Origin of the sequence: Mesorhizobium sp. B2-2-4, assembly GCF_006442375.1 — a bacterium.
GTDB lineage: Bacteria > Pseudomonadota > Alphaproteobacteria > Rhizobiales > Rhizobiaceae > Mesorhizobium.
This window is the reverse complement of the sequence record NZ_VFWB01000001.1, coordinates 717,736-741,067: the sequence shown is the minus strand read 5'-3', so window position 1 is coordinate 741,067 and position 23,332 is coordinate 717,736. Positions and strand designations below refer to the sequence as shown.

General features: G+C 65.0%; 17 protein-coding genes. 10 read left to right on the top strand and 7 right to left on the bottom strand.

Features of this window, described 5'->3' with window-relative positions:
• Nucleotides 1-6: 6 nt before the first annotated feature.
• The gene (locus FJ959_RS03805; RefSeq protein WP_140491603.1) at nt 7-1,266 is read right to left on the bottom strand and encodes an ABC transporter substrate-binding protein; all 1,260 of its coding nucleotides are present in this window, start codon (nt 1,264-1,266) and stop codon (nt 7-9) included.
• Nucleotides 1,267-1,383: 117 nt separating this feature from the next.
• Entirely contained in the window at nt 1,384-2,334 is a 951-nt protein-coding gene (locus tag FJ959_RS03800) for an N-acetylmuramic acid 6-phosphate etherase (protein ID WP_140628544.1), read from the bottom strand.
• Nucleotides 2,335-2,534: 200 nt separating this feature from the next.
• Between FJ959_RS03800 and FJ959_RS03795 the strand changes: the two genes are divergently transcribed.
• From FJ959_RS03795 to FJ959_RS03775, 5 genes are read left to right on the top strand one after another with little or no spacing between them, the layout of a single operon-like run.
• Nucleotides 2,535-3,413 (top strand): N-acetylglucosamine kinase, encoded by an 879-nt coding sequence (locus tag FJ959_RS03795; RefSeq protein ID WP_140628542.1) that lies wholly within the window; start codon nt 2,535-2,537, stop codon nt 3,411-3,413.
• Nucleotides 3,410-4,192, top strand: a complete 783-nt coding sequence (locus tag FJ959_RS03790; RefSeq protein WP_140491609.1) for a GntR family transcriptional regulator — start codon at nt 3,410-3,412, stop codon at nt 4,190-4,192. Before FJ959_RS03795 ends, FJ959_RS03790 begins: the two co-directional genes overlap by 4 nt.
• A complete protein-coding gene (locus tag FJ959_RS03785; protein WP_140491611.1) occupies nt 4,189-5,241 on the top strand; it encodes an SIS domain-containing protein in 1,053 nt (350 codons plus the stop codon). Before FJ959_RS03790 ends, FJ959_RS03785 begins: the two co-directional genes overlap by 4 nt.
• Nucleotides 5,238-6,416, top strand: a complete 1,179-nt coding sequence (gene nagA / locus FJ959_RS03780) for an N-acetylglucosamine-6-phosphate deacetylase (protein ID WP_140628540.1) — start codon at nt 5,238-5,240, stop codon at nt 6,414-6,416. Before FJ959_RS03785 ends, nagA begins: the two co-directional genes overlap by 4 nt.
• 9 nt (nt 6,417-6,425) lie before the next feature.
• The gene (locus FJ959_RS03775) at nt 6,426-7,538 is read left to right on the top strand and encodes an NAD(P)/FAD-dependent oxidoreductase (RefSeq protein WP_140628538.1); all 1,113 of its coding nucleotides are present in this window, start codon (nt 6,426-6,428) and stop codon (nt 7,536-7,538) included.
• A gap of 49 nt (nt 7,539-7,587) precedes the next feature.
• Here FJ959_RS03775 and FJ959_RS03770 read toward each other — a convergent pair whose 3' ends face one another.
• From FJ959_RS03770 to FJ959_RS03750, 5 genes are all read right to left on the bottom strand, one after another.
• Nucleotides 7,588-9,117, bottom strand: coding sequence for a malonyl-CoA synthase (locus tag FJ959_RS03770; RefSeq protein WP_140628536.1), 1,530 nt, complete (start codon nt 9,115-9,117; stop codon nt 7,588-7,590).
• 214 nt (nt 9,118-9,331) lie between these two features.
• The gene (locus FJ959_RS03765; RefSeq protein WP_140514205.1) at nt 9,332-10,078 is read right to left on the bottom strand and encodes a GntR family transcriptional regulator; all 747 of its coding nucleotides are present in this window, start codon (nt 10,076-10,078) and stop codon (nt 9,332-9,334) included.
• A 416-nt stretch (nt 10,079-10,494) separates the two neighbouring features.
• A complete protein-coding gene (gene rpe / locus FJ959_RS03760; RefSeq protein ID WP_140524315.1) occupies nt 10,495-11,172 on the bottom strand; it encodes a ribulose-phosphate 3-epimerase in 678 nt (225 codons plus the stop codon).
• Between the two features lie 201 nt (nt 11,173-11,373).
• On the bottom strand, nt 11,374-15,132 hold the full coding sequence (locus FJ959_RS03755; RefSeq protein ID WP_140628534.1) for a hypothetical protein: 3,759 nt from the start codon (nt 15,130-15,132) through the stop codon (nt 11,374-11,376).
• A gap of 10 nt (nt 15,133-15,142) precedes the next feature.
• Nucleotides 15,143-17,371 carry a hypothetical protein gene (locus FJ959_RS03750; RefSeq protein WP_140628533.1) on the bottom strand — a complete coding sequence of 743 codons (2,229 nt, stop codon included), beginning with the start codon at nt 17,369-17,371 and terminating at the stop codon, nt 15,143-15,145.
• Between the two features lie 342 nt (nt 17,372-17,713).
• Here FJ959_RS03750 and dnaK point away from each other — a divergent pair, with 342 nt between their 5' ends.
• The 5 genes from dnaK to pyrF all read left to right on the top strand — a co-directional run bounded on the left by dnaK (nt 17,714) and on the right by pyrF (nt 23,319).
• Nucleotides 17,714-19,630 (top strand): molecular chaperone DnaK, encoded by a 1,917-nt coding sequence (gene dnaK, locus FJ959_RS03745; protein WP_140514198.1) that lies wholly within the window; start codon nt 17,714-17,716, stop codon nt 19,628-19,630.
• Nucleotides 19,631-19,843: 213 nt separating this feature from the next.
• On the top strand, nt 19,844-20,974 hold the full coding sequence (gene dnaJ / locus FJ959_RS03740) for a molecular chaperone DnaJ (RefSeq protein WP_140628529.1): 1,131 nt from the start codon (nt 19,844-19,846) through the stop codon (nt 20,972-20,974).
• Between the two features lie 210 nt (nt 20,975-21,184).
• A complete protein-coding gene (gene pmtA, locus FJ959_RS03735) occupies nt 21,185-21,790 on the top strand; it encodes a phospholipid N-methyltransferase PmtA (protein WP_140559111.1) in 606 nt (201 codons plus the stop codon).
• A 222-nt stretch (nt 21,791-22,012) separates the two neighbouring features.
• Complete coding sequence (locus tag FJ959_RS03730; protein ID WP_140628528.1) at nt 22,013-22,609, top strand: NADPH-dependent FMN reductase; 597 nt, start codon at nt 22,013-22,015, stop codon at nt 22,607-22,609.
• On the top strand, nt 22,606-23,319 hold the full coding sequence (gene pyrF, locus FJ959_RS03725) for an orotidine-5'-phosphate decarboxylase (protein WP_181165186.1): 714 nt from the start codon (nt 22,606-22,608) through the stop codon (nt 23,317-23,319). Before FJ959_RS03730 ends, pyrF begins: the two co-directional genes overlap by 4 nt.
• Nucleotides 23,320-23,332 lie beyond the last annotated feature (13 nt).

Below are 23,332 nucleotides of genomic sequence, written 5' to 3'. Positions count from 1 at the left end.
CGAGCCTTACTTGGCGGGCTTGTACCAACTGTCGAGGCCGTCCTGCAGCTTCTTGGCAGCGGCTTCCGGCGTATCGGTGCCGTTGATGACATTGGCCGATTCGACCCAGGTCTCGTTCTCGAGGTTCGGCGTGCCGCGCGACAGGATCTGGTAGGTCGAGCGGATCGTCGACTTGCACTTGCCGCGCCAGGAGACGAATTCCTGCGCCAGCGGGTCTTCCATCTTCACCGGCGAGGAGTTCAGGCTGAAGAAGCCCGGCAGCGCGTTGGCGTAGATGGTGGCGAAATCCGGCGAGGCCACCCAGGACAAGAAGGTCTTGGCCGCATCCGCATGCTTGGAGCCCGCATTCAGGCCCATGCCGATATCGGTATGGTCGGAGATGTAGCAGGTATCGCCGGCCTTCTCGACCGGCGGCGGGAAGGCACCCATCTTGAACTGGGCCTGAGTGTTGAACAGGCCGATTTCCCACGAGCCGGCCGGGTAGATGGCGGCGCGGCCGAGCGTGAACAGGTTCTGGCTGTCCGGATAGGTCTGCGCCTCGAAGCCGTCGCCGAGATAGGGCTTCCACTTGGCCAGTTCCTCATAGGGCGCGACCCAGTCCTTGTCGGTCAGCTTCTGCTCGCCCTTGATGAGGGCCGCGCGGCCTTCCTCGCCCTTCCAGTAGTTGGGGCCGATGTTCTGGTAGCCCATGGTCGCGGCTTCCCAGAGATCCTTGGTGCCCATCGCCATCGGGATGTAAGTGCCGTCGGCCTTGATCTTGTCGAGCGCGGCGAAGAACTCGTCACGGGTCTCCGGCACCTTGATGCCGAGCTTGTCGAAGGCGTCCTTGTTGTAGATGAAGCCATGGATGACCGACGCCATCGGCACGCAGAAGGTCGCCTTGCCGTCGTCGGTCTGCCAGGCGGACTTGGCCACCGGCGAGAAGTTGTCCATGCCCGGCAGCGAGGAGAGGTCCGCGAGATTGCCCTTCTTGAACAGCTCGAGCGACTTGTCGAACGGGCGGCAGGTGATCAGGTCGCCCGCCGAACCGGCGGCGAGCTTGGCGCCGAGAGCCGCGTCATATTCGGTCGGCGCCGAGGGCGCGAACACCACCTTGATGCCGGGGTTCTTGGCTTCGAAAGCCGGGATCAGCTTGTCCTTCCAGATGGCAAGGTCGTCGCCGCGCCAGCTTTCGATGTTGAGCGTTACGTCCTCGGCGTAAGCCACCCCGGCGGAGCCGAGAATGCTGGTGCCCAGAAGCAGTGCCGTCAGTAGTTTCGTTGTCATGCTCAGTCTCCCTGTTGACCTTTTTCAGGTTCGGTTTTGATGAGAACAGAGGCGTTGCGCCCCTTGCTCCCCTCGCAAGCCTGCTTCACCCCGATGGACACCGGGATGAAACAGGCTCTATTTCTTTGTTCGAGCATGATCTTTTCCGAGAAGCGGTCTCCACTTTTCGGGATCATGCCCCAGCGCGGAAAGGGCCGGCCGCAGCTTCTGGCCGGCCTCTTCCAGTATCTTCTGCGCCGTGTCGGCGCTGTCAGCGCCGGCGGCAAGCAGAATGGCGGTCTTGACCGCACCGCCGCTCTTTTCGAGCAAACGGGCCGCGTCGTCGCGGCTGCCGCCGCTGATGGCCGCGACGATCCGCGCCGCGCGGTCGCGCAGCTTGCTGTTGTCGGCCATGAGATTGACCATGTAGCCGTCATGGACATGGCCGAGATGGATAGCGGCGAGCGTCGACAGCATGTTGAGGGCGATCTTCTGGGCCGTGCCGGCGCCCATGCGCGTCGAGCCGGCGATCACTTCCGGCGGCGTTTCGAGCAGGATGGCGGTTCCAGACAGACGCAGCAGAGCCGAGTCCCGGTTGTTGGCGATGCCGATGGTAGCCGCACCGCGACGGGCGGCTTCCTCGATCGCCCGCAGTGCATAGGGCGTCGTACCACTGGCCGAGATTGCGATCAGGCAGTCGCCCTTGCCAATGCCGGCGTTGGCGACCGCTGTCGCGGCCTCCTCGGTGTCGTCTTCGGGGCCGCCGGCCAGCGTTCTGAAGGCTTCATCGCCGCCGGCGATCAGGATGGCGATGCGGTCGCGCCGAATGCCGAAGGTGCCAGGCAGTTCCAGCGCATCGGCAAGCGCCATCAGGCCGGAGCTGCCGGCCGCAGCATAGGCGAGCTTGCCGCCGCCCTTCAGGCTACCGGTGATGATCTCGGCCGCTTTGGCGATGGAGGGAATGGCGTTGCGCACAATCTTCGCCGCCTCGACCTGCGCATCGGCCAGCGAAGCAAGGATGGCTTCGGGAGCCTGGATATCCAGCCCCTCGGCGTTCCTGTGCAGCGCTTCGGTGCGCGTTTCGGCCATCCCAATTCCTCCAATTCGGAAAACAATACCAAAAAAATACCACTTGTCCACACGCATTAACGAATTCGCCGCACCGAAATCGCTGGCGCAGGTAAATGGCCAAGTTTTTCAGTGAAATACGCTCTAATCTTTTTTGCAGCGGAAATTAACCCTTGGCTATTGGTATTTTATTGGTATTATCGGCCTGGAGGAGAAATCACGTGAAATTCGTGCTTGGCATCGATGGCGGCGGCACCAGCTGCAGGGCGGCCCTGGCAATGGCGGACGGCACGGTGCTCGGCCGCGCCAAAAGCGGCGCCGCCAACATCCGCACCGACCTGACCGGCGCCCGGTCGAACATCGTCGAGGCGGCGCGGCAAGCCTTTGTCGCGGCTGGCCAGGATCCGGACCTGATCCCGCAAACACCGGCCATTCTCGGCCTCGCCGGCGCCAATGTCGGCACCTACCGGCAGCAGCTCGAGGCGATCCTGCCGTTCAGCACCAGCCGCGTCGAAACCGATGCCGAAATCGCGCTGGAAGGCGCGGTCGGTTCCGGCGACGGCGCCATGGCGATCCTCGGCACCGGCACCGCCTATATGGCGCGCAAGAACGGCAAGTCGCGTGCCATCGGCGGCTGGGGCTTCCAGGTCGGCGACCAGGGCAGCGGCGCCCGCATCGGCCGCGACCTGCTCGAACAGACCCTGCTTGCCCATGATGGCGTGCGCGCGCGCACGCCGCTGACCGATAGCATGATGGCCGTGTTCCGCGACAATCCGGAGGATGTGGTCGAATTCACCACCAATGCCAAGCCCGGCGATTTCGGCGGCTTCGCCCCCAAAGTGTTCGAACATGCCGAAAAAGGCGACGCGGTCGCCAACTGGATCCTCGACAAGGCAGTCGCCGATGTCGAGGCCTCGCTCGGCGCGCTGGAGTTGGCGGACGACGCGCCGCTCTGCCTGCTCGGCGGGCTGGCGCCGCTCTACGCGCCGCGCCTGTCTGCACGCTACCGGGCGCTGCTTCGGGAGCCGCTCGACGATGCGCTCGGCGGCGCCGTGCAGATGGCGGTCCGCCTGTTCGCGCCGAGGGGAGCGGCTCGATGAGCGACGCCGCCGACCAGATCTTCGCCGCGCTGAAACAGTCCTCGCAAAGCGGTGCGCCGCTCTACCTACAACTGCGCAAAAGCATTGAGGATGCCGTCAATCGCGGCCTGATCGGGCCCGGCGACGCGCTGCCTTCCGAGCGCGACATCGCCATCAAGGCCGATATTTCGCGCGTCACCGTGCGTAAGGCGGTGCAGGACCTCGTCAAGGGCGGCATCCTGGTCCAGCGCCACGGCTCCGGCACCTTCGTGGCGCCGCGCATGGAGCGGGTCGAGCAGTCGCTGTCGCGGCTGACCTCCTTCACCGAGGACATGGCGCGGCGTGGCATGGTTGTGCGCTCGGCCTGGCTCGACCGCGGCCTTTACGCGCCCTCGCCCGACGAGATGATGGTGCTCGGCCTTTCGTCGAACGAACTGGTGGCGCGCGTGGCGCGCCTGCGCATCGCCAACGACACGCCGCTGGCGATCGAGCGCGCCTCGCTGTCGGCCAGCGTGCTGCCGGACCCCGCTGGAATTGGCTCCTCGCTCTACGCAGCCCTGGAATTGACCGGCAACAGGCCGGTGCGCGCGGTGCAGCGCATCTCGGCCGCCAATCTCGGCGACGGCGACGCGCGCCTGCTCGAAGTGCCGCCGGGCATTGCCGGCCTGCACATCGAGCGTATTTCCTATCTGGCGAGCGGCAAGGTGATCGAGTTCACCCGCTCCATCTACAGGGGCGACGCTTATGATTTCGTCGCCGAACTGCGGCTGACAGGGCCGAGCGAAGAGGGCCGACCATGACGACCGAGCCTAACAAATCGACGGAGCCGACCCATATGCGGCGCGAGATCGAGGAGATCCCGCAAGCCGTCGCCCGCCTGCTCGACGGTTCCGGTGCCGTACTTTCCGAAGCCGGCCGCGGCATTCGCGAGCGCGACCCGCATTTCGTCGTCACTGTGGCGCGCGGCTCGTCCGACCATGCCGCTACTTTCATGAAATACGCGGTCGAACTCACCGCCGGTCTTGCGGTGGCTTCGGTCGGCCCTTCCATCGCTTCGATCTATGGCCGCAAGCTCAGGCTCGGCGGCTCCGCGTGCCTGGCCATCTCGCAGTCGGGCAAGAGCCCCGACATCGTCGCCATGGCCGAAACCGCACGGGCAGGTGGCGCGCTGACCATCGCCGTCACCAACACCGCCGATTCACCGCTGGCGCGCGCCTCGGACCATGCGATCGACATCCTGGCCGGGCCCGAGCGCAGCGTCGCGGCGACCAAGACCTTCGTCAATTCCGCCGTCGCCGGCCTTGCTCTGATGGCGCATTCCACCGGCGACGAAGCGCTTCTCAAGGCGCTTGCCCGCTTGCCCGAGCATTTCGGCAAGGCGATCGCTTGCGACTGGATGAGCGTGCTCGTCGAAACGATCGAAAAGCAGAAGTCGCTGTTCATCCTCGGCCGCGGCCCATCCGCGGCGATGGCTAACGAAGCGGCGCTGAAATTCAAGGAAACCTGCGGCATGCATGCCGAGGCCTACAGTGCTGCCGAAGTCATGCATGGCCCGCTGGCGCTGATCGGCCCCGATTTTCCGGTGCTGGCCCTGGCCGCGCGCGACGCATCCGAACCGTCCGTGGCCGAAGCCGCCGACAGCCTGGCGGCCAAGGGGGCGCCGGTCTTCGTCACCTCGATGCTGGCGAACAAGGCCACACGCCTGCCGCATGTCGCCACCGGCCATCCACTGACCGATCCGCTGACGCTGATCGTCTCCTTCTACGTGTTCGTCGAGGCCCTTGCGCGCCACCGCGGCCTCGATCCGGACACGCCGCGCAACCTTCGCAAGGTGACGGAGACCGTATGAGCGACCGTTTCGCCCTGACTGGCGCCCGTATCTTCGACGGCGACGACTGGCATGACGGTCATGCCCTCGTCGTGCGCGACGGCTTGGTCGAGGCCATCCTGCCCACCGGCGCGCTTGCCACGGATATCCGCCGCGTCGACACCGGCGGCGGCATGCTGGCTCCGGGCTTCGTTGACATCCAGGTCAATGGCGGCGGCGGCGTCATGCTCAACGATCATCCCGATGTCGCCTCGATCGAGACCATCTGCCGGGCGCATGCGGCGTTTGGCACCACGGCGCTGCTGCCGACGCTGATCACCGATACAGCCGATATCACGACCGCGGCGATTGCCGCCGGCGAGGCGTCGGCACTGCGGAAAGTGCCGGGGTTCCTCGGACTGCATCTGGAAGGTCCACATCTGTCGATCGCCCGCAAGGGCGCGCATGACCCGGCGCTGATCCGGCCGATGACGGACAAGGACGAGGCGATGCTGATCGCGGCAAGAGCCAAGCTCCCGGTGCTGCTCACCACGATCGCACCCGAATCCGTCGAGGCGACCCGCGTGACGGCGCTGGCCAAGACCGGCATCATCGTCAGCCTCGGCCATTCCGACAGCGGCTACGCCACAGCCAAAGCCTTCGCCGAGGCCGGCGCCAGCGTGGTCACGCATCTGTTCAATGCCATGAGCCAGATCGGCAACCGGGAGCCGGGACTGGCGGGCGCCGCCATCGACATCGGCGGCCTGTCCGCGGGACTGATCGCCGACGGCATCCATGTCGATCCCGCCACCATCGCAATAGCGTTGCGGGCCAAAGAGGGGCCGGGCAGGATCGTGCTGGTCACCGACGCCATGGCGACGATCGGCACCGACATGACCTCCTTCACGCTCAACGGCCGCACCATCTACCGCAAGAACGGCAGCCTGCGGCTTGCCGATGGAACGCTGGCCGGTGCGGATCTCGACATGATCTCGGCCGTGCGTTTCACCCATCGCAGCGTGGGCGTGGAGCTTTCCGAGGCCTTGCGCATGGCGTCTCTCTATCCGGCGCAGGCGGTCGGCCAGTCGCACCGGCTCGGGCGCTTCGCCAAGGGTACCGCCGCCGACATCGTTTCGCTTTCGGACGATCTCGATATCAAAAGCGTCTGGATCGGCGGCGACAGTGTTTTTTCGACCAGCGCCGGCGGGCAACGGTGAAAGCCGGCCATGCCTGACGTCGATTGCGTCGTCGCCGGAGCCGGCGTCGTCGGGCTCGCCATCGCCAGGGCGCTCGCCCTGTCGGGCCGCGAAGTGCTGGTGGTCGAAAAGGCCGCTTCGATCGGCACCGTTACCAGTTCGCGCAATTCGGAAGTCGTTCATGCCGGGCTCTATTACGCGCCCGGAAGCCTGAAGACGCGTTTCTGCGTCGAAGGACGCGAACGGCTCTATGCCTATTGCCGCGAGCGTGGCATCGGCCATCGACGCACCGGCAAGCTGATCGTCGCCGTCGGACCGGGCCAGCTGCCTCGGCTCAATGCAATCCGGGCCAATGCGGAACAATGCGGCGTCGACGACCTCGATTTGCTGACCGCCGCGCAGGCAGAAAGCCTCGAACCGGCGCTGAGCTGCGCCGGGGCGCTGCTGTCGCCGTCGACGGGCATCGTCGACAGCCAGGGGCTGATGCTGTCGCTGCGCGGCGACGCGGAGGCGGCCGGTGCGTCGTTCGCCTTCCTGACCGCCGTCGCAGCGGCGACGGTCGAGGCCGACGGGATTCGTATCACCACGCGCGATGGCGACGGCGAGACGTTCGCGTTGAAAGCCGGCGCTTTCGTAAATGCCGCAGGGCTCGACGCGCAGGCGCTGGCCGGTAGCATCGAAGGGTTCCCGCCAGAGCTCGTGCCGCCGCTCTGGCTGGCGCGCGGCAACTACTTTTCGCTTTCGGACCGGTCGCCATTCTCGCGGCTGATCTATCCAGTGCCGGTCAATGGCGGCCTGGGCGTGCACCTGACACTCGACCTCGGCGGCAGCGCCCGCTTCGGCCCCGACGTCGAATGGATCGACCAGGCGGACTATGCGGTCGATCCCGGCCGCGGCGCGGTCTTCTATGACGAGATCCGGCGCTATTGGCCGGATCTGAGGGACGGCGCCCTGCTGCCGGCCTATGCCGGGATCAGGCCGAAACTGTCGGGCCCGAACCAGCCGGCGGCCGACTTCATGGTGCAGGGGCCGGCCGACCACGGCGCGGGCCGGATCGTCAACCTGTTCGGCATAGAGAGCCCGGGCCTGACGGCAAGCCTGGCGCTGGCCGAGCATGTCCTCGGTCTCTTGTTCCCCCGATAGATGCCTCCCGTCCAAACAAGCGGGATGAGGTATCCTTGTCTGGATCGCCTTAGCTGGTGGGACTGCTTATGGAAAAAAGATCCTTGTAGGTATCGCGCAGCAGATTCTTTTGCACCTTGCCCATGGTGTTGCGCGGCAATTCGTCGACGAAGACCACGCGCTTGGGATGCTTGTATTTCGCCACGCGCGCGGCAATGGCATTGAGTATCTCGGCAGCGGTGACGGTCGAAGCCGGCGAGCGAACCACGACGGCCGTTACGCCTTCGCCGAAATCGGGATGGGCAACGCCGATGACGGCACTTTCCAGGACGCCGTCAAGCGCGTCGATCTCGCTCTCGAGCTCCTTGGGATAGATGTTGTAGCCGCCCGAGATGATCAGGTCCTTGCCGCGGCCGACGATGTGGACATAACCGTCGGGGTCGATCATGCCGAGATCGCCCGTGATGAAGAAGCCGTCGGCGCGGAATTCCGCTTTGGTCTTTTCCGGCATGCGCCAGTAGCCGGAGAAGACATTCGGCCCCTTGACCTCGATCATGCCGACCTCGCTTTGGGCAAGCGGCCTGCCAGTGTCGGGGTCGGCGATGCGCAACGACACGCCGGGCAAGGGAAAGCCGACGGTGCCGGCGCGGCGCTCGCCATCATAGGGGTTCGAGGTGTTCATGTTGGTCTCGGTCATGCCGTAGCGCTCGAGAATGGCGTGGCCTGTGCGCTCGCGCCAGGCCCTGTGCGTCTCGGCCAGCAGCGGCGCCGAGCCGGAAACGAACAGGCGGATGTTTCTTGCCGCCTCGCGGGTCAGCCCGTCCTGCTGCAAGAGCCGGACATAGAAGGTCGGCACGCCCATCAGCGCCGTGGCGTCCGGCAAGAGCGCGACGACGCGCCCTGCGTCGAATTTCTGCTCGAACAGCATCGAGGCGCCGGCCATCAGGATGACGTTGGTGGCGACGAACAGCCCATGGGTGTGGAAGATGGGCAGCGCGTGGATCAGCACATCGTCTGATCTGAAGCGCCAATAGTCGACCAGCACGCGCGCATTCGAGGCGAGGTTCTCGTGGCTGAGCATGGCCCCTTTCGCGCGGCCGGTCGTTCCCGACGTGTAGAGGATCGCCGCAAGATCGTCGGGACCGCGCGCGACGTCGTGGAAGTCGGGCGATTGCCGCGACGCCTGGTCCGCCAGCGATCCTTCGCCCTTGCCGTCGAGGGTGACGGCAAGGGCTCCGCATTTTTGCGCCAGGGCTTCGATGTCGGCTGCCCGTGCCGGATCGCAGACGACCAGCCGGGGCTCGGCGTCGCCGAAGAAATAGGCGAGTTCGGCCAGCGTATAGGCGGTGTTGAGCGGCAGGAAGACGGCGCCGGCACGCAGGCAGGCGAGGTACAGCAGCATAGCTTCCGGGCTCTTCTCGACCTGCACCGCGACCCGGTCGCCGGGCTCGACGCCAAGTTGCAAAAGCGCGTGCGCCAGTTGCGCCGAGCGCGCCAGCATGTCGCCATAGGTCAGCACGCGGCCGTCATCCGTTCGCATCAACAGGCGTCCGGGCTTCGGCATCCGGGACCGGAAAATGTCGAACAGATGATTGCTCATGAGGTCTTCCTGCGTCTGGCGGCCAAAGGCATGCATCCGACGGAGCCGGGCCTGTCTTCCGGTTCGGCCGCTTGCACGGCGCCAGACTGTTGGTGGTTCTTGCCGACCCGTCAAGCCCGCAAGGGCGGCTCCACGCGGCCGCCATGATCATGTCGCCGGCGAAAAGCGGAAGGCCTCGGCGGTGGGGGGCAAAGGCTTGGGGCGCGATGCGGCGCTACCGTGGGGTGCGCTCGGCCCTGGCGCTGGCCGGCTCTGATGCTTCGACCTGCTTGAAGCGCTCCATGCACATGGCTGCCGTCAGGCGATAGTGATTGAGCAGGGCTTCGACCGCGGCGTCGGCATTACCGTCCAGCGCATTTTCCGCGATCAGGCGGTGCTCCGCAAAATCGTCGCGCTGGATGCCTTCGCCGTTACTGGCCATTCGGCGGTAGCGGTAGGCGTGATCGGAAAGCTGGTCGCAAAACCCCACTAGCCATCGCGACCGGCAGGCCGAGATCAGCGCACGGTGGAAAGTGCGGTGCAGTCTCTCCCAGTCCGGATTGAGCGACGACAGATCCGTTGGCATGAGACGTGAGGTGCGCCCCAACCGATGCAACGCCAGAACCAGCTGTTCTTCCCATTCGGCGGTGCGGTGGGCGATGGATTCGCGAAGCGCCCGTTCCTCGAGCCAGCAACGGGTACGCGTCAATTCCTCGAGCTCTGCCGCGCTGACCGGCATGATGAAGAAGCCTCGCTGGTCATGCCGACCGAGAAGCCCTTCCGAGGCCAGGCGATTGAGAGCCTCACGAACCGGGGAAGCGCCGGCGCCATATTTGGAAACAACCCACTCAACCCGCAGCTTGCTCTCGGTTTCAAAGGCGCCCCGCAGAAGATCGGCACGGAGTTGATGATAGACAGTGCTGGCGAGCGTACTCTTCGAGCCTGTGCCGTCGTCATTCAGATTGGCAGCTGCGTATGTCAAAATCGGCTCCTTGTCCCCAAATCTTGTCCTGGGCAATTCGAGTCCGAGAAACAGTTCCCTTTCCGTACACGTACCCTACCTCGCGCGCCTCGACGCGCTCAAGCGGGAGATCGCGTCATTGTACTTTAGAACAAAGAAATATGCACGATCCTATATCTGGTCGAACGAAATCGTGTTCGGCTACAACCGGCGGAAATTTAACGTGTTTATATGCAGGATCACCTGTTCTTCCGTGCCTCCGCGCGAACCTCTTTTCCGTCGCGCGCAAAAGACACCGAACAGTGGGACCGAATCAGGCCTTTTATCCTGCCCATCGCTTTTGTCGCAGGGCCAGCCGCAGCGAAGCGCGCAGTGCAGGTCCCCAGGATTGACCACGTGGGGAGATCCTGGCCTCCATCGGTTCTTGTGCGGTGCTTTTAGCCGGCTGCCTTGTCGGCCGCCGTCCTGATCGCCTCTATATTCGCCCGGTACGCTTCCACGCTGCCGCCCTTGAAGATGGCGGCGCCGGCCACCAGCACATCGGCGCCGGCGGCGGTCACCAGCGGCGCGGTTTCGGGCGAGACGCCGCCGTCGATCTCGATGCGGATCGGCCGGCCGCCGATCAGCGCCTTGACCCGCCTCACCTTGTCGACGATTGCCGGAATGAAGGCCTGGCCCCCGAAACCCGGGTTGACGGTCATGATCAGGATCAGGTCGAGCCTGTCGAGCACGTATTCGATCGCACTTTCCGGCGTTGCCGGATTGAGCGAAACGCCGGCCTTCTTGCCGAGATTCCTGATCGTCTGCAGCGAGCGATCGAGATGCGGCCCGGCCTCGGCATGCACGGTCATGCCGTCGCACCCGGCCTCGGCGAAGGCTGCCAGATAGGGATCGGCCGGCGCAATCATCAAATGGCAGTCGAAGAAAGCCTTGGTGCGATTGCGGATCGCCTTGATCACCGGCGGACCGAAGGTGATGTTGGGGACGAAATGGCCGTCCATCACATCGAGATGGATCCAGTCGGCGCCGGCTGCCGCGACGGCCTCGACCTCGTCGCCCAGCTTCGAAAAGTCCGAAGCCAGCACCGAAGGTGCGATCAAGGTTTTTTTTGTCATGATGACGGGGCCTTTCCGAGCGCCTTTTTCATCTGATCACTGCCTAAAGCGCAGCCGCTGACTTGTCGAGGGTGCGAGCTTGGCGGTTCCACAGCTGGGGTAGTGCGGCGTCCTCTTCGTGTTGCAGCTTCAGCCTGCCCGGCCACGAAGAACCCCGCCGGATTGCTCCGGCGGGGTTTCCGATGTGCCTTCAGGCGATGGTTACTGCTGCTGGAGATTCAGGATTCTGTTTGGAGCCGTATCCTGCTGCTGTTCGGACTGCGGCCTGCGCCGTGGCAGAACCTGCTGCAGCAGCAGTCCCGGGTTGAGTTCCAGCGAGGGCTGCCCGCGCACCGGCCTGCAGTTTGGATAACGGCCGATCATGCCTTCCGGGCAACGCCGCCTGAAGATCGGCTGGCACTGGCCGTTGACCATTTGCGAGCCCGGCGCGCACTCGCTCTCTTGCCTGGACCGGCGGCATGCGCCGTCGATAACCTGGGTTCCACGCGGACAGACACACTCGCCGCGCTTGTTGTGGATCTGGCCGCGAATGTCGCACTGCTCCACATCGGGCTGCTTGCGCCGGCACACTCCATTGCGCAGCTCGGTCCCCCTCGGGCAGACGCAGTCGCCATTGGCGTCGTGGACCTGGCCGCGGATGGTGCATTGCTCAGGCTCCGGCTGGATAGCCCGGCAGGCTCCCTTGCGCAGTTCGGTCCCTCGTGGGCAGACGCATTCGCCGTCCGCGCCGTGGACCTGACCACGGATGGTGCATTGCTCGGGCTTCGGCCTGTCGCGCACGCAGGCGTTGGCATCCCGGTCGAGATGCGTGCCCCTGGGACAGGTGCAGCCATGGCCGTTCGATGTCGGCACCGAGCCCGGTATCGTGCAGCCCGGCCTGGATATCGTGACGCAGGCGCCATTCTCCAACTCGGTCCCGCGCGGACAGACGCAGCGTCCGTCCTCTGTGCGGACCTGGCCCTTGAGCAGCACGCAACGCTTTGGCTCCTTCGGCGGGATGATGACGCCGCCGGACGAGCACTGGCCGTTGCGATAGGTGGTGCCTTGCGGGCAGACGCACCGGCCGGCGTCGTTCATGACGAAGCCTGCCGAGCATTCCTTCTTCGTCTCATGCCTGATGGCGAAGGGATGGCAGGCATAGGCCTTGTCGCGATTGCCCTGGGTATTGGCCTGGTCGCGGGAAAGCACATCTCCGCCGCCCTGCACCCGCGTGTCGGGAGAGAGCACGCCGACGCAGTTCTGGCCGTTGACGCTGCCTTGCAGATTGGCCAGGCGGCCGTCGTCGGGGATGACCACGGTTACGTGGTGGACGCGGCTTTCGCCAGCGCCAAGCGTCAGGTCTGCGATGCAGGACGCAGGCAAGGCCGCCGGTTCCGGCGAGCAGCCGAAGGCCGGCTCGATCGAGGTGATCGCGACGCCTTCCAGCCGGCCGAGGCCTTCGACGCCGATCGCATCGCCGATGCGGACAGGGCCGGAAAATTCCGCCGGGCCGTCGTTGGTGATGGTGATCTCGAACGAGCAGGGTTCTCCGGGCCGGCACTCGCGGTCGCCGGTCTTCTCGACGCGGATGGACGAGACCCCGCCGCCCTTGGCGCAGGCCCGGCCGACCGGATGGACGACGTCCTCGCCCTGCGCCGGGCCGTAGGAGCCCCGCGCGCAATTCTCGAACTCGCCGTTGGCCGAAACCGTCACGTCGAAGTGCCTGCTCGTTCCGGGTGTCATGACGGCGCCTGGAATCTGGCACGCCAGCGTGTCGGCCGGAACCGGCCCGCATGCCCATTCCGCGCCGTCTGATGTGACGGTCTGGATCTGGACGGGCGCGCCGCCCGCCACCAAAGTGGCGGCATCGTTGACCCGCACCGGACCGGTGGGGGCAGCCGTGCCGGCATTGCTGACGGTGATGCGGCAGGAGACGAAAGCGGCACCCGCCAGCGAACCGCCGCATGTCTTGGTGATACGCAGGACAGGCTGGCCGCCATTGGGACGAGGGATGCGTTGCTTGGCGCAGGCCCGGTTGTTGGTGAGGTCGGTTTCGCCGGGGATCGGTTTCACCTCGGCGCAATTCTCGACCGTGTCCGACCGGTAGCCGGCCGGCACCACCGCCTTGACGACGATCGCCGTCAAAGCGCCCGGCGGCAGCGAGATGCCGGCATTGTCGCAACGGAACTGGCCGGGGCCGTTCGGACCGCATGTCCAGGGTGGGCTCGGGCCAAAGGTCGAGGAGGCCGGCGCGCCCCCGGGATAGGTGTCGACCACGGTCAGCGGCCCGTTATAGGTCGAGGTGCCGTTGTTGATGATGTCGATGACGAAGCTGCACACGCCATCGGCGGTGCAGGCTTCCGCGCGGGCACGCTTTTTCAGGATCAGGTCGGCCTTCTTCTCGACCGGCGGCCGGCAGTCGCGATCGCGATCGCCACGCCGGCAGATCGGGATCGAGGCGCAGCCACGGTCGTTGGCCTGGCTGCCGAACAGCGGCTTGCCGCTGGCGGCATAGTTATAGGTGGCACAGTTGCGCAAGCTGCTGCCTTGCCAGCCGCCAGCCGGCTTGAAGCCGAACTCCAGGTCGATGAAAGCCCCCGGATTGAGCGTGGTCACCGGATGGGTGCACATCATCGGGGTGGCGCCGGGCACACAGGTCCAGGGCGGATTGGGTCCCGAATCGAGCGTCGAGCCCGCCGGCAGCGTCACCTCGTCGAGCACGATCTTGCCGTTGTAGGGCGCGTCGCCGACATTGGTGACCCGGATGCTGAAGTCGCAGCCGCCGCCCATGGTGCAGCGCGTGACATCGGCGCGTTTCTCGACCTTCAGGTCCGGTTCCCTGTCCTTGGGCGGACATCTCTGGTCGCGCGGGATGACGATGTCGATGGTCTGCGTGCAGCAGAGCCCCCAACCCTCTTTCGGCCCGGCATAGGTCTCGATGCCGGTGACGACGAGGTGGATGACGTCGCCGGGCGAGGCGCCGACGATCTTCCAGTTCAGCACACCGCCGCCGGCCGGCACCTTCTGTGTGTCGGGGACGATCGTGATGCCTGGCGTGGCGGTCGAAAGCTGCACCCACCTGCCGCCCATCTCGGGACCGACAGGCATATGGTAGATGAACGCGCCGCCGCCGGGCACGCAGTCGACCGTGCCGCGCTCCACCTTGAAGCATTCCTTGCCGGGATGTGGCGGTGGCGGATTGCACTTGGTCAGGTCGACCCGGATCGAGGTTTTTTCGCCGGTGAGAAAATTGCCGTCGTCCGGCTTGCCCGGATCCTGTGAGGGAATAATGGTTCCCGTGCCGGTGCCGACGGTGACTTTGATCAGGCCCTGATTGTCGACCGTCGCCGGCGCGGGGAACGCCGCGTGGTCGATCCTGGCGGTGATGCGGAACGTGATGACGCGTTCGTCCGGTGCGCCCGAGCCGTCGAGGTCGGAAGCGGAAATCCGGAAATCCGAAACCGTTGCCATGTCGTTGGGGCCGGCCGAATTGCTGATGACGGCGCCAGGCAGAGGTCCGCCCGACGCATCGGTGCCGTCACCGGAGACCTGCATGTTGACGATCTGCAAGCCATGCCGGAGCTGGTCCTTGAAGTCGAGCCGGACCGTCTGCAGCGAAGCCGCAAACCCCGGGCTGGCGAAGCCTTGCGGTGCGCCGCGCAGGCCGAAGCTCAAAGTGTAGAAGACATAGTCGCAGCTTCGCTGGCCGCCGGTCTTGGTGAAGAACGGCACGGCCCGTCCGGGCTCCGGATTGATGATGTGCAGATTGTCCAGCTTGAATTCCATATTCGGGCTGGCGGCCTGGACGGTCCTGGCCGGAGCCGTGTCTTCGGCAAGTGCCGGCAGCGCAGGCAGCATGGCGACCGCGATACCGGCGGCCACCAGCCAGCGCGCGCCGCGCCTGGCATATGACAGGCGCCTCGTGTTCATGACGGTTGATTTGTCGGCGACGCCCAGCGGGGAGAGTGCGAGATTGTTCATCGTCCCCTCCTCAGCGTTCGCAGCTGACGGCTGGCGTTCTGAGCGGCAAGGTCATCTTGCAGCAAGGGTAGTAGCCGCCCTTGTCCTTGTCGGACTTCCTGTAGAAGCAGAGCCCGACATCGACCGTGTCGCCCGGATCGTGGCCGGTGATGCCGATCGTGTAGGGCTTGCCCGGCGCATGTGACATGGGCGAGGTCACCCCGACGCCTGGCGTCCTGGATTGGGCTTTGATCGAATCGCCGCCGAAGCCAGCATGGTCATGAAGGTAGAGGTCCGCCTCGAGCCCGCGCGGTGTGCAGAAATACCTGACATCGTCGACATCGAGACAGGAGGGCAGGTTGCCGGGCGGCGGGAAGTCCGGCGGATAGAAGGGTGGCAGATAGCCGCCCGGGATTTCCTCATAATAGCCGGCGCGGCCCTCGCAGGGATGCCAGACGGCGACGTCGCCGACATGGCCTTCCACTTCCGGGTCCTCGAAATAGCCGTCGAAGTCGACGAACCAGGAGCCGAAAGGCGGCACATTGGCCGGCTTGACCAGTTCCCTGGGCGTGATCTGCACTCCGTGCACGGCGAGCGGCCCGCCAGCGGCGAGCCGTTCGGCAAGGGCCGGATTGTCGCGCAATTTGTCGCCGGTGTTGACCAGCGTCTGGGCACAGGCCGACGTGTCGAGATCGCCTTCGGCGCCATAGCCATATTGCAGGTCCAGCCCGCCGGCCGACTGCCTGAAGCCTTGCGGGAAGCCGACGGCATATTCCTGCGGCGCTTTCACCCAGACCGATTCCGTTGCCGGATCGTCCGGGTTTTCGCTGAAGTAGCGGATGACCTCGCCCCTGCCGGAATCGGCGAACTCGCTGTAGTCGTAGCGGTTCTCGACCGGGCCGCGCTGGGCCAGGTACATGAAGCCGCTATCGTCGAAGGCGATGTCGGTGACGGCGTAGTCCTTGTCGGCCTTGACCGTCAGCTCCCAACGGGGATCGCCGGCGAAGCGGCCGTCGCGGGCAATGCCCACCGACCAGATCTCGGCCTTCTCGCCGACGGAATAATAGAGCCGGCCGCCATGATAGGCGACGGCCCAGACACGGCGCTCGTCCTGGGTGTAGCCCCAGGTCTCGGGATCTTCCGTGTCGAAGGCCGCGCCCTGTATGTCCATGACCGCGCCATCGTCGGCGACCGGAGCCAGGCCATGCGCCGGGCGCCCGGCGACGCCATGGTCGAACGTGTCGACCAACGCGCCATTGGGGTCGATGCGATGGATCAGACCGGTATCGAGGTCGGAGGCGAAGACCTGGCGGTGGATGGGGTCGAAGGTGAGATTGCCGATGCCGGGCCCGCTGTTGGTGTCGATGTCTGCGAATTTGGCGACCTGGCCGCTGATGCCGTCGACCTTCCAGATGGTGCCCGGCCCGCCGCCGTTCTCGGTGCCGAACTGGCCCTCCATGAAGGCAGCGCCTGCCATGCCGCGGCGCTGCCGCTCCGGACGGCCGTCATCGTCGGCGTCAGGCGTGACGATGCGGATGCCGTGCAGCGAGGTGGCGCCGGCATAGAGATTGGGAATGCCTGACGGGACGCCACCGCGCATGCCGTCATCATAGGTGAGGCCGAACACCTGGCCGATCTGGCCTGATGTCACCTCGAAAGGCGGCGGCGTGTAGACGAGCTGGCCGGAGGCCGGCCCGCCCAGGCTTGAAACGTCGAAAACGCGCAAGGTGGCGCGCGCCGTGTCGATGAAGGTCTCGTCGACCGGATCGACGCCGGGCGGCAGGCCCCCCTTTTCGGAATCTGAAGAGTCGAAATCGGGAATGACGGTGCCGGAAAATCCGGTGACCGCCATCGAGCCGGGATAGATGATCCGGGTTTCCTGCGCCCGCGCGGGGCCGCCAAGCCATAGGCCGGCGGTCAGCGCCAGGACAAGAAAGGCGCTGGCGGCCTTCGCCACGCCGCCCAAACGGCCGGCACGAGAGGGCGCGAACCGGCGGTGATCGCGAGACATGGAACTCCCCCCGAAGTCTAACGGAGAACCAACCGATCCTGCCGCGCAAACCAGCGCAAGGCGCGGCGTTCCAGCACGTTCGTCCCCGATCGAATTGTCTGCTTTCCTCATAATTACGATACGCCTGCTCCTGTGCAGGGTCAACGGAACCAGCGGAAAGCCAAGCGCATCGACCCTGTCGCGAAGACGATGGTCGCGCCGAGCTCCTGTTGGTCGGGGAGGCCATGGCGTCCCTGGGGTGCTGGTCATGGTGGCTCCCTTTCCCGTGGCCACATCATGCGGCGCCTGAGCGTCAGTCGCACGCGGAGGCGGAAAGGTTCACTGTGGGGCCCGGCTATTCTTTCAGACGTCGCGAAGCGGGCGGACGCGATGCCTCGGGCGCAGGCGTAATCGGGCCGTTTCGCCATCCGCTGTCGAGGATGGTGGAAGCCTTGCGCAGAATGCTTGCGCCCGATGCCGCCTGTTCTTATATACGCGCCAAGCCGTCCAGCGCCGCAGCAGCGGTTGCCGAACGGGATTTCTTGTGAACAGGGGCTTTCGTCGGAACGCCTTACGGGTCCTGAGAGCCTGCTTAGCGGAGAGACTAGAAAAATGGCAAAAGTAATCGGTATCGATCTCGGCACCACCAACTCCTGCATCGCCATCATGGACGGCAAGGAGCCGAAGGTGATCGAGAATGCGGAAGGCGCGCGCACGACGCCTTCCATCGTCGCCATCTCGGGCGACGGCGAACGTCTCGTCGGCCAGCCGGCCAAGCGCCAGGCGGTCACCAATCCTGAAAACACCATCTTCGCGGTCAAGCGCCTGATCGGCCGCCGCTATGACGATCCGGTGACGGAAAAGGACAAGAAGCTTGTCCCCTACAAGATCGTCAAGGGCGACAATGGCGATGCCTGGGTCGAGGCCGGCGGCAAGAAGCAGTCGCCCAGCCAGATCTCGGCCATGATCCTGCAGAAGATGAAGGAAACGGCGGAAGCCTATCTCGGCGAGAAGGTCGAGAAGGCGGTCATCACCGTTCCCGCCTATTTCAATGACGCCCAGCGCCAGGCGACCAAGGACGCCGGCAAGATCGCCGGCCTCGAAGTGCTGCGCATCATCAACGAGCCGACCGCGGCTGCCCTCGCCTACGGCCTCGACAAGAAGGACGGCAAGACCATCGCCGTCTATGACCTTGGCGGCGGCACGTTCGACATTTCGGTGCTCGAGATCGGTGACGGCGTGTTCGAGGTGAAGTCGACCAATGGCGACACCTTCCTCGGCGGCGAGGATTTCGACATGCGCCTCGTCGAGTATCTGGCGGCCGAGTTCAAGAAGGAACAGGGCATCGACCTGAAGAACGACAAGCTTGCCTTGCAGCGCCTCAAGGAGGCTGCCGAGAAGGCCAAGATCGAGCTGTCGTCGACGACGCAGACCGAGATCAACCTGCCGTTCATCACCGCCGACGCCACCGGGCCCAAGCACCTGACGCTGAAGCTGACGCGCGCCAAGTTCGAAAGCCTGGTCGAAGACCTCGTCCAGCGCACCATCGACCCGTGCAAGGCGGCGCTCAAGGATGCCGGCCTGAAGGCGGGCGAGATCGACGAAGTGGTGCTGGTCGGCGGCATGACCCGCATGCCCAAGATCCAGGAAATCGTGAAGCAGTTCTTCGGCAAGGAGCCGCACAAGGGCGTCAACCCCGATGAGGTCGTCGCACTCGGCGCCGCCATCCAGGCTGGCGTGCTGCAGGGCGATGTCAAGGACGTGCTGCTGCTCGACGTGACCCCGCTGTCGCTCGGCATCGAGACGCTGGGCGGCGTGTTCACCCGGCTTATCGAGCGCAACACGACGATTCCAACGAAGAAGAGCCAGGTGTTCTCGACGGCTGAGGATTCGCAGTCGGCCGTGACCATCCGGGTCTTCCAGGGCGAGCGCGAAATGGCCGCCGACAACAAGGCGCTCGGCCAGTTCGACCTGGTCGGCATTCCGCCGGCCCCGCGCGGCGTGCCGCAGATCGAGGTCACCTTCGACATCGACGCCAACGGTATCGTCAATGTTTCGGCCAAGGACAAGGGCACCGGCAAGGAGCACCAAATCCGCATCCAGGCCTCGGGTGGCCTTTCGGACGCCGACATCGAGAAGATGGTGAAGGATGCCGAAGCCAATGCCGACGCCGACAAGAAGCGGCGCGCGCTGGTCGAGGCCCGCAACCAGGCCGAGGCGCTGGTGCATTCCTCGGAGAAGTCGCTGAAGGAATATGGCGACAAGGTCTCGGAAGCCGACCGCACGGCGATATCGGACGCGATCGCGGCGCTGAAGACCGCTACCGAGGGTGACGACGCAGCGGAAATCGAAGCCAAGAGCCAAGCGCTCGCGGAGGCTTCGATGAAGCTCGGCCAGGCCATGTACGAGGCCTCGCAGAAGGAAGCGGCGGAAGCCGACGCCAAGGCGGACGCCGCCAAGGACTCGGATGTGGTCGATGCCGATTTCGAGGAAATCGACGAGGACGACGACAAGAAGAAGTCGGCCTGAACCGGCTGACGGCAAGATAAAGCGGAAAGCCCGGCGCAAAGCCGGGCTTTTTTGCAACCCTGGCAGAAAAAGTGCGGAAAAAATCGTCGAAAAGCACGAACAGCTCCGCGCCGGCCCTAGCATCCGGGCTGCGCCGATCCTAAATCGTGGCAACGTGCCGGCAAACGACGCAACACTGCATGAAGACGTTGAGCATCCGGACAGCGGGAAAAAATGAAAGCTGATTTCTACGAAACGCTGGGCGTGCACAAGGGTGCCGACGACAAGGAACTGAAGAGCGCTTTCCGCAAGCTCGCCATGCAGTTCCACCCCGACCGCAATCCGGGCGACCATGCCTGCGAGCACAAATTCAAGGAAATCAACGAAGCCTACGAGACGCTGAAGGATCCGCAGAAGCGCGCGGCCTATGACCGTTTCGGTCACGCGGCCTTCGAGCAGGGCGGCATGAACGGCGGCGCACACGGCTTCGGCGCCGGCGGCTTCGCCGACATTTTCGAGGACATTTTCGGCGACATGATGGGTGGCCGCCAGCGCCGCTCTTCCGGCGGCCGCGAGCGCGGCGCCGACCTGCGCTACAACATGGAAATCTCACTGGAAGAGGCCTTTGCCGGCAGGACCGCGCAGATCCGCGTGCCGGCCTCGATCTCCTGTTCGGAATGCTCGGGAACCGGCGCCAAGCCCGGAACCCAGCCGGTCACGTGCTCGATGTGCAACGGCCACGGCAAGGTGCGTGCCACGCAAGGCTTCTTCTCCATCGAGCGCACCTGCCCGCAATGCCAGGGCCGCGGCCAGACGATCAAGGATCCGTGCCCGAAATGCGCCGGCCAGGGCCGCGTCACCGAGGAGCGGTCGCTGTCGGTCAACATCCCAGCCGGCATCGAGGACGGCACCCGCATCCGGCTTGCCAATGAGGGCGAAGCCGGCTTGCGCGGCGGACCGTCGGGCGACCTCTACATTTTCCTGGCGGTCAAGCCGCACGAATTCTTCCAGCGCGACGGCGCCGACCTCTACTGCAAGGTGCCGATCTCGATGACGACGGCCGCCCTTGGCGGCTCGTTCGAGGTGACGACGCTGGACGGAACGCAGACCAAGGTGAAGGTGCCGGAGGGCACCCAGAACGGCCGCCAGTTCCGCCTCAAGGGCAAGGGCATGCCGGTGCTGCGCCAGCCCAATGTCGGCGACCTCTACATCCAGACGGCGGTCGAGACGCCGCAGAACCTGTCGCGCCGCCAACGCGAGTTGCTGGAGGAGTTCGAACAGCTCTCCTCACAGGACAATTCCCCCCAATCGAGCGGCTTTTTCGCCCGCATGAAGGACTTTTTCGAGTCGTTCGGCGAGCGTTGATCGACGGCCTGTGCGCATATGGCTTGCCTTGCCGATGTCGGCGCTGCCCCTCACCTGCCGGGCGGCCAACACGCGCCGTGAAAACCGCAGTAGGCGCGCATTTTTAGACGCGACGAAAACTATCTTATCCACGACATTGGCATAACCCTGCCTTGCCTTGGGCGGCTTAGGTGTTAAGTAGCTCTCAGGGGAGCGCTGAGGAGAGCTTGCATGACACGTGGTCCGGGACTGCGGAAGGCGCTTGCCGAAAAGTTCGACGACGAGCTGAGGTTCTTCAAGGGCTGGATCGACAAGCCGAAGACGGTCGGCTCGATCGTGCCGACCAGCTCCATCACCGCTCGCAAGATGGCTTCGATCGTCGACCCGAAGTCCGGCCTTCCCGTGCTCGAGGTCGGCCCCGGCACCGGCGTCATCACCCGCGCCATACTGGCCCAGGGCGTGAAGCCTGAAAACCTCTACGCGGTCGAATATTCCACCGATTTCGTGCGCCATCTGCGCAGGCTCTATCCCGGCGTCAACGTCATCGAGGGCGACGCCTTCAATCTCAACGCCACGCTTGGCGCCAAGAGCGGGATGATGTTCGATTCGGTGGTCTCGGGCGTGCCGCTGCTCAACTTCCCGGTCGCCCAGCGCATCGCCTATATCGAAAGCCTGCTCGACCGCATTCCAGCCGGCCGGCCGATCGTGCAGCTGACCTACGGCCCGATGTCGCCGATCCCGCCCGGCCGCGGCGACTATACGGTCAAGCATTTCGACTTCATCATCCGCAACATCCCGCCGACGCAGCTGTGGATCTACCGGCGCGAGGCGCATTAGGGATTGCGAAGCCGACCGCGAATGTCTTCGAAAGTCGTCATCCTGCGGCTTGTCCCGAGGATCTGCCGCATAGCGGTATCAGACGCGGTGGGCATTGGGACGAAAATGTCTGACTTGGATGCGTTGGCAGATCCTCGGGGCAAGCTCGAGGATGACGCTTTGCCTGATCTGCATTGATTTGAGCGGGCTCTGGCTGTACCTGTCCGGGAACAAGGTTGGCCAATGGCAGTGATCCCAAAAATCCTCGTCTTTGCCGGCTCGGTCCGGGCCGGGGCCTTCAGTGGCAGGACCGCCGACGTGGCGCAGAAGGAACTTGCGGTGCAAGGCGCCGAGGTCACTCGCATCTCGCTTGGCGACTATCCCTTGCCGATCATGGATGAGGATCTGGAGAAGGAAAAAGGCGTCCCCGAAAACGCCCTGAAACTTGCCCGGATGATCACTGCCCATGACGGGCTGCTGATCGCCACGCCCGAATATAACGGCTCCATTCCGCCGCTGCTCAAGAACACGATCGACTGGGTGAGCCGGGTGCGCAAGGATGGCGGCCGTGCGGTGAGGCCGTTTGCCGGCAAGGTCGCCGGCCTCAGTTCGTCTTCCAGCGGACACTTCGCCGGGATACGCTGCATCAACCATCTGCGCGCCGTGCTGGTGCGTTGCCAGATGGAGGTGGTGACGCCGGAATGCTCGGTGCCGGAAGGCGGCAACGCCTTCGACGAGGACGGGCGTTTCAAGGACGAACGACTGCACCGAACCATGGAGCACCTATGCCGCACGCTGATCGAAACCTCGCGCATGCTGTCGACCCGGGTCGAGCCGTGATCGCCAACGCCATGCAGACCGACACAATGCGCGAAAGGCTGATCGTCGGCCTCGACGTGCCGAGCTTGAAAGAGGCCGAGAAGGCGGTACGCGAACTCGATGGCGTCGTCTCCTTCTACAAGATCGGCTATCAGCTCGCCTTCGCCGGCGGGCTCGATTTCGCCAGGGAGCTCGCCAGCGCGGGCAAGAAGATCTTTCTCGACATGAAGCTGCTCGACATCGACAACACTGTGGCCAAGGGGGTCGAGAACATCGTCAAGATGGGCATGACCATGCTGACGCTGCATGCCTACCCGAAGACCATGCGGGCGGCGGTCGAGGCGGCGAGAGGCAGCGAGCTTTGCCTGCTTGCCGTCACCGTGCTGACCTCGATGGACGAACAGGACGTGATCGACGCGGGCTACGAATACGACCCGCACACGCTGGTGCTGCGGCGCGCGGAACAGGCGCTGCATGCCGGCATGGGCGGCATCGTCTGCTCGGCCGCGGAAACAGAGGCGGTGCGCCGCATCGTCGGGCCCGACATGGCGGTGGTAACGCCAGGCATACGCCCCGCCGGCAGCGACCATGGCGACCAGAAGCGCGTGATGACGCCGGCGGATGCCATCCGCAGCGGCTCCAGCCATCTGGTCGTCGGGCGCCCGATCGTCGCCGCGGCGGACAGACGCGCGGCGGCTGAAGCCATCCTCGACGAAATGCGCTCGGCATAATTTCCAACGAACG